Origin of the sequence: Pyruvatibacter sp. (assembly GCF_040219635.1) — a bacterium.
Lineage (GTDB): Bacteria > Pseudomonadota > Alphaproteobacteria > CGMCC-115125 > CGMCC-115125 > Pyruvatibacter.
On record NZ_JAVJSC010000009.1, the window covers coordinates 350349 to 363076 of the forward strand.

Annotated in this window: 13 protein-coding genes; 6 read left to right on the forward strand and 7 right to left on the reverse strand. The window is 59.3% G+C overall.

The window, feature by feature from the left end; translation table 11 throughout:
* Positions 1-260: 260 nt before the first annotated feature.
* On the forward strand, positions 261-734 hold the full coding sequence (gene greA, locus RIB87_RS13865) for a transcription elongation factor GreA (protein ID WP_350147678.1): 474 nt from the start codon (positions 261-263) through the stop codon (positions 732-734).
* Between the two features lie 92 nt (positions 735-826).
* Here the strand turns inward: greA and RIB87_RS13870 are convergent, their stop codons facing one another.
* Positions 827-1318 carry an Lrp/AsnC family transcriptional regulator gene (locus tag RIB87_RS13870; protein WP_350147680.1) on the reverse strand — a complete coding sequence of 164 codons (492 nt, stop codon included), beginning with the start codon at positions 1316-1318 and terminating at the stop codon, positions 827-829.
* A 213-nt stretch (positions 1319-1531) separates the two neighbouring features.
* On the opposite strand from RIB87_RS13870, the gene RIB87_RS13875 reads away from it, so the two are divergent.
* Positions 1532-2494 (forward strand): mitochondrial fission ELM1 family protein, encoded by a 963-nt coding sequence (locus RIB87_RS13875; RefSeq protein WP_350147682.1) that lies wholly within the window; start codon positions 1532-1534, stop codon positions 2492-2494.
* 352 nt (positions 2495-2846) lie between these two features.
* Entirely contained in the window at positions 2847-3836 is a 990-nt protein-coding gene (gene trxB / locus RIB87_RS13880) for a thioredoxin-disulfide reductase (RefSeq protein ID WP_350147684.1), read from the forward strand.
* A gap of 9 nt (positions 3837-3845) precedes the next feature.
* Here trxB and RIB87_RS13885 read toward each other — a convergent pair whose 3' ends face one another.
* The gene (locus RIB87_RS13885; RefSeq protein WP_350147687.1) at positions 3846-4505 is read right to left on the reverse strand and encodes an HAD family hydrolase; all 660 of its coding nucleotides are present in this window, start codon (positions 4503-4505) and stop codon (positions 3846-3848) included.
* 247 nt (positions 4506-4752) lie between these two features.
* On the opposite strand from RIB87_RS13885, the gene RIB87_RS13890 reads away from it, so the two are divergent.
* Together RIB87_RS13890 and RIB87_RS13895 are read left to right on the forward strand one after the other, a co-directional pair.
* On the forward strand, positions 4753-5646 hold the full coding sequence (locus RIB87_RS13890) for a LysR family transcriptional regulator (protein ID WP_350147689.1): 894 nt from the start codon (positions 4753-4755) through the stop codon (positions 5644-5646).
* 422 nt (positions 5647-6068) lie between these two features.
* Positions 6069-6473: a GFA family protein gene (locus tag RIB87_RS13895; RefSeq protein WP_350148224.1), complete on the forward strand. Its 405-nt coding sequence runs from the start codon at positions 6069-6071 to the stop codon at positions 6471-6473.
* On the opposite strand, the gene RIB87_RS13900 is transcribed toward RIB87_RS13895, so the two are convergent.
* Together RIB87_RS13900 and msrP are read right to left on the reverse strand one after the other, a co-directional pair.
* Positions 6470-7753, reverse strand: a complete 1284-nt coding sequence (locus RIB87_RS13900; RefSeq protein ID WP_350147692.1) for a multidrug effflux MFS transporter — start codon at positions 7751-7753, stop codon at positions 6470-6472. The two genes, RIB87_RS13895 and RIB87_RS13900, sit on opposite strands and share 4 nt — an antisense overlap.
* Positions 7754-7866: 113 nt before the next feature.
* Entirely contained in the window at positions 7867-8868 is a 1002-nt protein-coding gene (gene msrP, locus RIB87_RS13905; RefSeq protein WP_350147694.1) for a protein-methionine-sulfoxide reductase catalytic subunit MsrP, read from the reverse strand.
* A 275-nt stretch (positions 8869-9143) separates the two neighbouring features.
* Here msrP and RIB87_RS13910 point away from each other — a divergent pair, with 275 nt between their 5' ends.
* Positions 9144-9977, forward strand: coding sequence for a M48 family metallopeptidase (locus RIB87_RS13910; protein WP_350147696.1), 834 nt, complete (start codon positions 9144-9146; stop codon positions 9975-9977).
* Between the two features lie 20 nt (positions 9978-9997).
* On the opposite strand, the gene RIB87_RS13915 is transcribed toward RIB87_RS13910, so the two are convergent.
* Genes RIB87_RS13915 through RIB87_RS13925 form a run of 3 tightly spaced genes read right to left on the reverse strand, consistent with a single transcriptional unit; the run spans position 9998 to position 12609 of the window.
* On the reverse strand, positions 9998-10582 hold the full coding sequence (locus RIB87_RS13915; protein WP_350147698.1) for a DUF1826 domain-containing protein: 585 nt from the start codon (positions 10580-10582) through the stop codon (positions 9998-10000).
* Positions 10582-11826, reverse strand: a complete 1245-nt coding sequence (gene zigA / locus RIB87_RS13920; RefSeq protein ID WP_350147700.1) for a zinc metallochaperone GTPase ZigA — start codon at positions 11824-11826, stop codon at positions 10582-10584. Before zigA ends, RIB87_RS13915 begins: the two co-directional genes overlap by 1 nt.
* 27 nt (positions 11827-11853) lie before the next feature.
* The gene (locus RIB87_RS13925) at positions 11854-12609 is read right to left on the reverse strand and encodes a hypothetical protein (protein WP_350147702.1); all 756 of its coding nucleotides are present in this window, start codon (positions 12607-12609) and stop codon (positions 11854-11856) included.
* Positions 12610-12728: the final 119 nt, after the last annotated feature.

Sequence of the window (12728 nt, forward strand, 5' to 3'; positions counted from 1 at the left end):
TTGTCTTGAAGTACCTGCCCTCGCCGGGGCCAAGCTCCGGCGTCTTTATTTTTTCGGCCACTGGGGCCTCCCGCCGGGCGCGCGCAGCCAAAAGCAGGCGCAGCGCACGGGCCGGCTCCAAGCGGTCTTTTCGCAAGCTAGTGCGAAGCGTCATGTCTCTCCGGGAAGGGGGGCGGACGCTGAACCTGACGCAGATGCCACCGGAATTCGCCGGTGCGCCCTGCAGCGGGTTCGCAGTGATATGTGAATGGATGAACACTATGGACAAGGTTCCCATGACCGCCGCGGGACATGCGGCCATGGAGAAGGAACTGAAACACCTGAAGTCTGTGGAACGCCCGCAGATCATTCAGGCAATTTCAGAAGCGCGCAAACACGGCGACCTGTCGGAGAACGCTGAGTACCACGCTGCCAAAGAGCAACAGGGCCTCAACGAAGCACGCGTGGCCGAACTCGAAGACGCCATCGCCCGTGCCGAGGTTATCGACGTGTCCAAGCTGTCCGGCAAGAACGTGACGTTTGGCGCTACGGTCAAGATCGTTGACGAGGATACTGACGAGGAAGTGACCTACCAGATTGTCGGCGACAACGAAGCCAACGTGAAGGACGGCAAGATCTCCATCTCCTCGCCCATCGCCCGTGCCCTCATCGGCAAGCAGGCCGGCGACAGTGTGGAAGTGGCAACGCCCGGCGGCGGCAAAAGCTACGAGATTTTGAAGGTCACGTTTAAGTAGAAGGTTCTTGCCCCGCTCTGGCCGTACTGAAAAGTACAGCCACATAACACCCCGCGAGGCAGACTCACCGTCCGGCGTCCGGTCCGGTGCTGCTAGGCCCCAATCGGCTCCATCATGTTCACGGGTACACCGGGCTTATATTTTGAACGGCGGATCGTGAGCGACGTACGCACATGCGACACGTTGGGCGCAGGCGTGAGGCTTTCGGTCAAAAAGCTCTGGAAGCTGGCAAGGTCCGGCGCAACGCATTTCAGAATGAAATCAATCTCGCCGTTGAGCATGTGGCACTCGCGCACCAGCGGCCACGCATTGACACGCTCCTCGAAGGCCCGCAAATCAGCTTCCGCCTGGCTGTGCAGACCCACCATGGCAAACACCGTGACGTCAAAGCCCAGATCACGCTCTGAAAGCTGGGCGTGATAGCCTTCAATCAGGCCCGCTTCCTCAAGCGCCCGCACCCGCCGCAGACATGGCGGTGCCGAGATGCCGACGCGCTTGGACAGTTCCACATTGGTCATGCGGCCGTCAGCCTGAAGCTCGTCTAGAATCTTGCGGTCAATGGCGTCGAGTTTTACACGCTGCATGAAAGCGTCGGCCCCTGCTAGAAGAGTGGGTGAGGCGAGTCGCGCCACTCCGGCGATCTCGTGCCACGTATTTACCCCAGCCGAGGCCGCTCACGCAATATAATTGCGCACCAGCGAACGATTATGTCCCATTCCCCGACGCAAATCGGTAATCCGGATACTGCCTCCCGCAGCCGCCCCACCGCCTGGGCAATCAGCAGCGGCGCACGAGGCATGGAAAATCAATGCATCGCGCTGGCAGAAGCTGCCGGTTTTGCCCCGGTGGCGTTCCGGGTGGAGGCCAAAGCGCCGTGGCGGTGGCTTCCAGAACGGGCATGGCCGCTTTGGCACCAACCGTTGGGCATCGCTGCGGCGCTGTCAGCCGAAAACCGGAAAATGTTGAACGGGCCATGGCCAGACCTGGCGATCGCCTGTGGCCGCCAGTCAGTGCCGCTGGCAATCCATCTCAGGAATGCATCCCGCGGCAGAACCTTTGTGGCGCAATGTCAAAATCCCCGCGTGCCAGCCCATCTGTTCGACCTCGTGGTGCCTCCTGAACATGACCGCATGGATGAAGCCGCCAACATATTTCCCATCGCAGGCTCCCCCAACCTGGCACTGCCATGGCGGCTGGCGAAGGCCGCAGAGCAATGGCGGCCCACATTTGCACCGCTCGGCTCACCGCTGATAGCCATTGCCATTGGCGGCTCAAGCAGTCGCTACACAATGACCGCGCAAAACATCGACGCGATGTTCAGCACCCTCGAACAGATGCAGACGGCCAACGATGCGCGGCTCGCAATCACAACCTCACGACGCACCGGCGCGGCCAATCATGCCCTCATCACAGCCCATGCCCGGCGGCTGAATGCCTGGCTGTGGGACGGCGTTGGCGACAGCCCGATCTGGGGCATGTACGCCCTGGCTGACGCCATTGTGGTGACCGAGGACAGCGTCAACATGGCAGCCGAAGCCGCCGCCACCGGCAAGCCTGTTTATGTGGCGGGCCTCGATGGTGGCTCACAAAAGTTCGATCAGTTTCACAAAGCGCTGCGGGATGCCCACATCACCCGGCGGCTCGCATTGCCCTTCGAGCATTGGTCCTACACTCCCCTGGCGGAAACGCAACGCGCCGCGCAAAGACTCCGGACAATGATGGCTGAAAGGCACTTTGCGCTGCCGGACCTTCCTGCATGAGGCCGATTCAGTACCCGGATTAAATCCCTCCGCCAACTGACTCTCCGGACTCTGATTTTCAGGTTATCCACAAGTCCGTACACAGACCTGCCGCTTGCGGACAATACGTGTACGTCACCGGAAAATCAGCTCTGGAGGAAACCCCCGCAAGCGATTCTATTGATTCAGATTTCAAAGTTATCCACAGGCTGCTGTCACGGTGCTGTGAGGTGTGACTGGCAAGCTGATGTCCGGATGCCCATCTAGGAAAGAACTGGCCAAAATTGCTATGATCTGGCTTCGAAACCTGACTCGCAAAATCGTAGGCAAACCGCCCTTGCCGTCCGCTGACAGCCCCGAAAGGTCCGCTCCCATGGCCGAGACCCAGACCGCAACGAAACATGCAAAAGTCCTCATTATCGGCGCTGGCCCTGCGGGCTATACCGCCGCCATTTATGCAGCACGCGCCATGCTTGAGCCGGTTATGGTTCGCGGTTTGCAACCCGGTGGCCAACTCACCATCACCACTGAAGTGGAAAACTACCCTGGCTTTGCCGACGTCATTCAGGGCCCCTGGCTGATGGAGCAAATGGAAGGTCAGGCAAAACACGTGGGCACGGAAATGATCGACGACACGATCATGTCTGTTGACCTCGCCGCACGCCCGTTCAGGGCCGTGGGCGACGGCGGCACGGTCTATACGGCGGACGCCATCATTATCGCCACCGGCGCCCAGGCCCAGTGGCTGGGGCTGCCGTCAGAGGAAAAGTTTCAGGGTTTCGGGGTCTCCGCCTGCGCCACCTGCGACGGATTTTTCTACCGCGGTAAAAAGGTTGTGGTGGTTGGCGGCGGCAACACCGCCGTGGAAGAAGCCCTGTTCCTCACCAACTTCGCCGAGCACGTGACACTGGTGCACCGGCGCGACGAACTGCGCGCCGAACGCATCCTGCAGGAGCGCCTGTTCAACCACGAGAAAATCTCCGTCGAGTGGAACCACGAAGTGGACGAGATTCTGGGCAAGGGTGGGGTGCAGGGCGTCACGCACATTCGCCTGAAGGACACCCGGACAGGTGACACCAAAGAGGTTGAAGCTGACGGTATTTTCATCGCCATCGGCCATAAGCCTGCGACCGAGCTATTTAGGGGGCAGGTCGAGATGAAAGACACGGGCTACATCATCACCGCCCCGGACTCGACCGCCACCAATATTCCCGGCGTCTATGCGGCCGGCGATGTGTCAGACGAAACCTACCGGCAGGCTGTCACGGCGGCCGGCATGGGCTGCATGGCAGCACTTGAGGCTGAAAAATATCTGGCAGGTCTTGAAGCCGCGCACCCCAAAAAGGTGGTAGCCGCCGAATAACCTCGTCCGCTACCCAAGCCCGATCAGCAAGGGTACTTCGGCCGTATCACGGACGACCACAGCGCCCGCCGTTGCCAGCGCATCTGCATCCGTATGCGCGTCCCCTGCATAGCCGATGACCCGCATACCCGCAGCTATTCCTGCCTCAACACCGGGAACCGTGTCTTCAATCACCACGGCGCGTTCAGGCGTGTGGCCCATCTGTGACGCGGCAAACAGGAACAGATCCGGCGCTGGCTTGCCGTTTGCCACCATGGTGGCGCTGAACACATCCGCCCCGAAATGATGGTCCAGCAGGGTGCGTGCCAGCACCTGTTGCAGATAATCAGGCGGGCTGGACGACCCCACGCAGCGCGACACACCTGCAGCAGACACGCGTTCAACCACCGTGTGAATGCCGGTGATAGCCGTCACCGTTTCAATCACCGCCTGCCTGATCTGCGCCCGCGTCTCCAGCGCCCAACCATCCGGGACAGAAATACCGGTCTCAGCTTCAATTATTTCAACTGTGGAGCGCATCGACCGGCCCCGAAACCGCTGGTGGCTCTGGGCTGTTGTTGTGGGCCAGCCGAGCGCGGTAACGGCGATTGCCAGCAGTTCGTTGGAGACAGTCTCGCTATCAACGAGCACGCCATCGCAATCGAAAATCACCAGGTCGGGAGGGGTCAAAACGGGTTTGTTCATCATGCCCAGCGGTTTAAGCGCTTGGGTAAATTATCGCCAGCCCGGTCGCGGTCACTTGCCGTTTCCAAGCATTTCAGGCGCATCCGTGCGTCTTCGTGCATAGATGCGCCTGTGATAAATGCCACCGGTTTCCCTTGCGCCGAATCGCTGTGCATCGGATATAGAGCCATCACCCGCGCATGAACCGCGGGAAAAGCAGACGACAAGACTTAGGGTCTGGGGGCGTTGGACGATGGACTGGGACAAGCTGCGCATATTTCATGCGGCCGCCGAGGCGGGCAGCTTCACCCATGCCAGTGAGCAGCTCAGCCTGAGCCAGTCTGCCGTCAGCCGGCAGATCTCGGCCCTTGAGGAGTCATTGGGCCTCACATTGTTTCATCGCCACGCCCGCGGCCTTCTGCTCACCGAAACCGGCGAAGTGCTGTATGGCACCACCCGCGAGGTGTTTACCCGGCTGGCCGACACTGAGAGCCGTCTGCGTGAAACCAAGGGCGAACCATCCGGCGACCTCAAGCTGACCACGACGGTCGGCTTTGGCGCCAACTGGCTGGTGCCGCGCCTCAAGGAGTTCACTGACAGGTACCCGAAAATCAACCTGCATCTTATTGTGGATGACCGCGAGCTCGACCTGTCCATGCGTGAAGCCGACGTGGCCGTGCGCTTCCACCCGCCGGTGCAGCAGGATCTGGTGCAGCGCAAGTTGTTCCGCGTGCATTATCATCTGTATGCCACCAGGGATTATCTGGCCCGCAAGGGCGGTGAACCCAAGTCGCTGGCCGACATCGATAATCACGACATCGTGGTCTATGGCGACGCCGCACCGCTTGCCCTGCAGGACGTCAACTGGTTGCAGACGGCAGGTCTGCAGGACGGTCGTGCGCGCGAGCCGTATTTCCGGGTCAACAATATCTATGGCGTGCTCAAGGCCGTGGAATCAGGCTTTGGCATCGGCTCCCTGCCCGACTACATCATTCGCCATCACCCCGACGTGGTGCGGGTGCTGCCGGATGTGGAAGTGCCGCATTTCGACACCTATTTTGTTTATCCGGCCGAACTGCGGGATACCAAACGGATCACCGTGATGCGCGACTTCCTGTTGGAAAAAGCCCGCGAGTGGACGTACTAGCACTCCGCATTTGCCGAAAAACGCAGCATTTTCAATACCCTACCGACGGTTATTCAGGCCAAATCAAGCTATGCACTCAGTGCATGGTTGGTTTGAAGGCAGAATGCTTGAATGCAGTGCAGCAAAAGCCTATTTCTGCGCCATCAGCGGTTTGCAAGAGCCGCGCTCCTTCGATGCGTCCTCTCCCCAAGACGTTGCATCGAGGCTGCGAGCCGGGCCACTCCTCCCCTTGAGGCCCCGCACGCGCCGGCGGCAAGGCACCCCCCTAAAAGCCTGCCGCCTAAGGACAAGGCCGGGTTCGCTGCGTAACGCGAACCCGGCCTTTTTCTTTTCCAAGAGTCTTTTCATCGCCACACGGTAGGGCTCTGATACCGGCATTCGAAATGCTCTAAGGGTACTTGATGACAGGACAAACATTCGAAATGCCGTTTGAGGGGGGCTGCATATGTGGCGCAGTGCGGTATGTCTGCACCTCACAGCCAGTGTGGAGTTGCAACTGCCACTGCCGCGCATGCCAGGCAGGCAGCGGCGCACCGTATGTGTCCGCACTGTCCGTGCCGTTGAACAGTGTGAGTGTCTCGGGCAGCCGCATCGAGTTCACACGCACTTCTGAGAGCGGCCATACCGTGACCACAGCCCTATGCGCGCTGTGTGGCACCCGCGTCCACGCGCAGTCTGCCGGAAACACAGCACTGCTCAACCTGTTTGCTGCAACGCTGGACAATGCAGGTGCCTTCACCCCCATCTCCAACGTCTATGTCAGTGAGAAAGCCCCGTGGGTGGCGCTGGACCCGGCAATACCGGCTTTTGAAAAAATGCCAGGCTAGTCCGCATCCTGCGGCACGGGCGGGGCAACCGACAGATCATCATCGGCACCAAACAAGCGCCCGCCCTCGGCCATGGCCACGCAGGCAATGGCACCAAGCGCCAACATCAAATAGCCCGCAAACAGCGGCACCACTGTGCCGTCATACATGTAGCCAATGGTGGCTCCCATGATACCACCCACGAAGGTCTGCAAAAATCCGAGTACGGAGGATGCAGTGCCCGCCACGTGGCCCAGCGGGTCCATGGCCAGGGCATTGAAGTTGGTACCGATGAAGCCGAAGCAGGCAAAGATCGTCGCCATCAAGATGCAAAACAACCAGAACGGCAGGCTCGCCCCCATGACCAGCGACAACACCAGAGCCAGTAAAATCAATCCCGTGAAGCACAACAGCGCTGTATGCGACAGACGCCGCATACCCATACGCTCCACCAGGCGTGAGTTCATGAAGCTGGTGCCCGCCATGAAAACCGCAATGCCGCTGAATGCGAGCGTAAAATAATCACCCAGGCTGAATGTCTGCGTGAACAACTGTTCCGCCTGATTGATAAAGGCAAACAGCACGCCGAATGTGAGCGCCGTGGACAACGCATACCCGAAAGAGGCCCGCGTCGTGACCACCACCCTGAACGCTGCGGACACCCGCACAAAGGTCAGCGGCATACGGTATTCAGGGTGCAGCGTTTCTGGCAGACGGATGTAACTCCACACCGCCATGACAACACCCAGAATGCCGGTGACCCAGAACACCGACTGCCAGTTGCCAAACAAAATGATGACCTGGCCCACATTGGGTGCAATCAACGGTATCGCCATGAATACCATCATCACCAGCGACATGACGGACGCCATGCGCGCCCCGCCAAAGGTGTCGCGCACGACGGACACAGCAATGACGCGGGTAGCCGCCGTGCCGATGCCCTGCACGAACCGCACTGCCAGCAGGGTTTCAAAGTTTGGCGAATAGACCGCCACCGCAGACGCGGCCACATACACACCAAGTCCGAACATCAACACCGGGCGTCGGCCAAACCTATCGGAGATCGTGCCGTAAAAAAGCTGCGCAATGCCAAAGCCCATGATGTAGGCCGAGATCACGAACTGACGGCGGTTTTCATCCTCAACGCTCAGCGCTTCGCCAATTTCCTGCAAAGCGGGAATGAACACATCAATGGCCAGCGCATTGAGCGCCATCAGCGCTGCCACCATCGCCACCAGTTCCCAGCGCGGCATCGCGAGCGCGGGGCTTGAACCGGGAGCAGGTGCAGGAGGAAGTGACATGGGGAAGGCCTTGAGGCGCGGTCAGAAATAACCGGCGCACACAGTCGTGTTTCAAAGCGGCCACCGCAAGCCCAAACCTGCATGGCAGGCTCTCACAGCCGAACCGACGCGGCTCACCTATAGAGGTTTTGCGCTTCCAGACCCTTGTACATCGACGCCACCTGCTCTTCATACCCGTTGAACAATAGTGTCGGCACGCGGCGACCAGTGCCCAGCACTTCCTCGGTTGCCTGGCTCCAGCGCGGATGCGGCACTTCGGGGTTCACGTTTGCCCAAAAGCCATATTCCTTGGGCGCAATCTCTTCCCAGAAACTCACCGGCTTGGTGCCGGTAAACTCGAACCGCACCACAGACTTGATGGACTTGAAGCCGTATTTCCAAGGCACAGCCAGCCTGATGGGCGCCCCAAACTGCTCACCAAGGGGCTTGCCATAAACGCCGGTTGCCATGAACGCCAATTCGTTGCGCGCTTCTGCCATGGTGAGGCCTTCGGTGTAGGGCCACGGGTACCAGCGCTGCCGCTGGCCTGACGCCACATCCGGGTCCATGAAGGTTTGCATCTTCAAATAGCGCGCCGATGATTTGGGTTTGGCGAAGTCAACAAGCGCTGCCAGCGGAAAGCCCGACCAGGGCACTGTCATCGACCAAGCCTCAACACAGCGCAGCCGGTAGATGCGCTCTTCAAGCGGCATCTGCGCAATCAGCTCATCAATATCAATCTCGATGGGTGTATCCACCTCGCCCGCAATCTCGATACGCCACGGCCGCGACACCAGCGCTTCTGCGGCACTGGCAATACGTTTGTGCGATCCGAACTCGTAAAAGTTGTTGTAGGTGGACGACACGCTTTCATCCGTAAGGGGCCTGTCAATCGGAATGGATGTATTCTTGGGATAAGGGAAAAGCTCTGCCGCCTTTTGCGTCAGCGCGGCTTCGCTGTTTGGCCCGGCGGTCGGCGCTTCAGCAGCCTCGCCGCATCCCGCAAGCCCAAGCGCTGCGGCACAGGCGATGGTGGCCGACGATCCGCGCAAAAAAGCCCGGCGGTTCATGAACACATGCTCAGGCGTGACGAGGTTCTCGGACACTTCCCAGGGACGGGGGCGCTTTATCAACATGGATGGTGTGGCCTTTCATGGGCATGGTCGGCAGATTGGCTTGGTCGGCAAAGGGGCATGGTCAGCAGTCGGTGTGCCTGCATCAATGATGGGCTTCCACTGCCCAAGAGCAAGTCACACCTGCGTCAGTGGTATGCGAGCCCGGGTTACCCGCCTGCAATTTATGGACAAGGCCTTTCCGGTTCGAATCGCGCAGCGCGCCCGATCGCGCTATAATTCCGTCAGGTAAGCGTGCGCCCACCCGCGAAAAAGCTGATGTAAGGGGATATCCGATCATGCAGACGCGAGACATACAATCCGTCAAATCACCCGTGGTAACGCTGGATACCTCGGTCAGACCCATCCGCATGAACCGCCGCGAGATCATGCTCGGCCTGGCTGCCGGGTCCATCGTGGCCTTCACCGGCTGCGCCTACAACGAGCAACTGGGACGCAACCAGCTGATGCTGGTGAGCGATGGCCAGATGGCGTCCTTGTCAGCGCGCGCATGGAGCGACCTCAAGAAAAAAGAAAAAATCGCCCGCGACCCGAAATACAAAAACCGTCTGCGGGGCGTCGGCCGCAAAATCACCACTGCCGCCAACATGAACAATATGAATTGGGAATACGAAGCCTTTGAGTCCGACGACAAAAATGCCTTCGTACTGCCCGGCGGCAAGGTGGGCTTTTACACCGGCATGATGGACTTCGTGGATAACGATGCCCAGCTTGCAGCCATCATGGGCCACGAGGTTGGCCATGTGCGCGCACGACACGGCGCGGAACGCTACAGCCAGGGCATTGCCAGCCAGGTGGGCATGACGGCGGCGCAGGTTGCTGTAGCAGCCTCAGATGTAAGCTACGGTGCCCCGCTTATTTCGGCGCTGGGCCTGGGCCTGCAATTCGGCGTGCTGCTGCCCTATTCGCGCAGCCATGAACTGGAGGCAGATTCAATCGGTCTCAACTACATGACCAAGGCCGGCTACAACCCGCACCAGTCGGTTGCCCTATGGCAGAAAATGGCCAACGAAGGCGGCGGACGCCGCCCGCCCGAGTTCATGTCCACGCACCCCGACCCCACAACCCGCATCGCGGCTCTCAGGCAGCAGATTGCGCAGATGGGGTATTAGCCCCATCAGGCACACAGCCCCTATAGGGGCGACACAACCAACAACAGCCTGACCAGTCCTGTGCCCTCAATTCGCGGAGACCGGTGCAACGCGGGCGACGCTGACAGCGTGCCAGGCAAAACCGCCGCCTCAAACCGGTCTGGCGTAACGAACGGGCCGTCATAGGTATCGGGATTTTCGGTTGCCGTGCTGACATGACCGATCGGCACAACGCAGGTAGATGGTCCGCGATAGGTACACACCATCCGCGCGGTTGCCACATCAGCGTGAATACGGCAGCAGCCATTGTCGTCGATCCGATCAAGCCGGACGCATAACCGCAGCGCTCCCATTTGGTACGCAAAACCGTCTGCCATCGCCGCGCAGTCTTTTGCAAACCAGCTCTGCCAGCCAGACGGCGGCGTTTTTGCCACCGCCAGCAGCGCTGTAATGCCAAGTTCTATATCGCCGGGTGCAGCATCAAAACGGCCATCAGGCAGATGCATGGGATCAAGCGTGTCAAGCCACGCAGCCGCCAGAGATGGAACTCGCGCTGACCGTGGCAGGCTAATCCATGGTGTCTCATACAGTCTGGCGGCGTCTATATGCGCAGCTGCAGTGTTCATCACCCAGCCGCCTCACCGCGCTGCCACTCAGGGAACGGATCCGGCATCTTTGCCCACTGGGACATTTCCAATCCCCCATTGCCCGACAGCGGGACCAAACACGCATCCAGCTGCGCGCGGATGGCCGCCTCGTCGAACTCTGTACCGATGAAGACAATCTCCTGGCGCCTGTCACCGAACTGCTCATCCCAATTCTGATACAGGTGATCACGCCATTCCTGGTGATCGGGCCACCGTTCCTTGGGGATGGCCGTCCACCAAAAACCAAGCGCTTCAGTGCGAACCAGCGCACCGGCCTGAGACAGCTCACCAACCCATTCAGGCCGTGTCGCAAGCCAGAAATGCCCTTTGGTACGAATGATGCCGGGCCAGGACGAATTGATGAAGTTATGAAACTTCGTTGGGTCGAAAGGCGCACGGGCCCGATACACGAAGCTGGAGATGCCATATTCCTCGGTCTCCGGGACGTGCTCTGAAAATCCGAAAAGCTCCTTGAACCAGAGAGGGTGTTCCTGAGCTTTTTCAAAATCGAAACGCCCGGTATCAAGCACCCGGTCCAGAGGCGCCCTGGACTCGATCGTTTCCAGAACATCCGCGTCCGGATTAAGACTACGGACAATCTTTCTCGCGGCATCCATCTGTTGGGGTGTTGCAGCGTCGGCCTTGTTGAGAAGGATCACGTCCGCAAACTCAATCTGGTCAACCAGCAGATCAACAAGCGACCGCGTATCATCGTCGCCCAAAGACTCGCCTCGATCGCGCAGGAAGTCCTGTGATGCGTAGTTACTCAGCAGGGTCGCTGCATCCACGACTGTCACCATCGTATCAATACGCGCCATGTCAGAGAGGCTCTCCCCCTCCTCAGTGCGAAAATCGAATGTGGCGGCAACCGGAAGCGGCTCGGATATGCCGGTCGATTCAATGACCAGATGATCGAACCTGCCTTCCTGCGCGAGGCGGCGCACCTCAAGCAGGAGGTCTTCGCGCAACGTGCAGCAAATGCACCCGTTTGTCATCTCAACGAGCGTTTCATCGGTGCGGCTAAGCCCTGCATCGCCCTCCCGCACGAGATCAGCATCGATATTTACCTCGCTCATATCGTTTACAATCACGGCAACGCGACGGTTCTCGCGATTGTTCAGAATGTGGTTGAGCAGCGTCGTCTTGCCCGCACCGAGAAACCCCGAAAGAACGGTGACAGGGAGGCGGCTGTCTGACGCAACCTGTGAGGACTGAAGAGTCATGGTGGCCACCTCCCGTGTCTTATCTGCCTAGAACTTGAGCTCTGCGTTGAACGAAAGCGCAAGGTCACGGCTGCCATTGCTTGTGAGGCCCGGCAGCACGGTAAAGCGCGTTTCCAGAACACGGCCGCGTCCAAGATCGGCTTCGTGATAGACCGCCGGACCAAAGTAGTGCGTCTGGTCCTTGAGGTCAGGGGCATTGCCGAAGGCTTCCTCAATATCACCGTGGGCTTCAACACCAGCCTTCCAGCTCTCGGCAATCGGTGTGTTTGCACTCAACGCATAGCCAAGCCCGGCATCTTTGCCATCTTCAAAGGGTATTTCGACAAACAGGTTGCCGATGACCGAAAACGACCCCACGCCAAACTCGGCGATAGGACCAAGGGCAAGTCCGCCTTTTCCGATGCCGTCCTTGTTCGGCACTTCAAGCGCTGCGTAGAAGCCAACAACAGGACCACCGCCATGCCCGTGATGGTCATGATCGTGGTCGTGATCGTGGCCATCGCTGCTCTCACCACCCTGCCAGAGAATAAAAATGTTTTCCCACTCGAAGGCTTCGAGTTCAGCCGTTACGTCTTCCGGATTAGCAATCTCGAATGCAGCCACTGTCTTCCACCAGTCAGTGACGCCAACACCAAGCGCAATTTCGTGAACGGAACGCTCTTCACCCGCCGGCAGGTCTTCCGTGAAAAGTGTGTTGAGGGATTCAAACTCGAAGCCCCCTTCAACAACTTCGGGATGAATGACCTCAAAAATGCCGCCGCTGGCGTGAGCCGGAGCACTCAAAGCCAACATTCCTCCTGCAAGCACCGCTCCGGCGGCCATCTGCTTTATCGTCCCCATCTTCATCATCTGCCCCTCATTTCGTACGCTTGTTCGACCAAAGAAGCGGACTCGTAATGTTA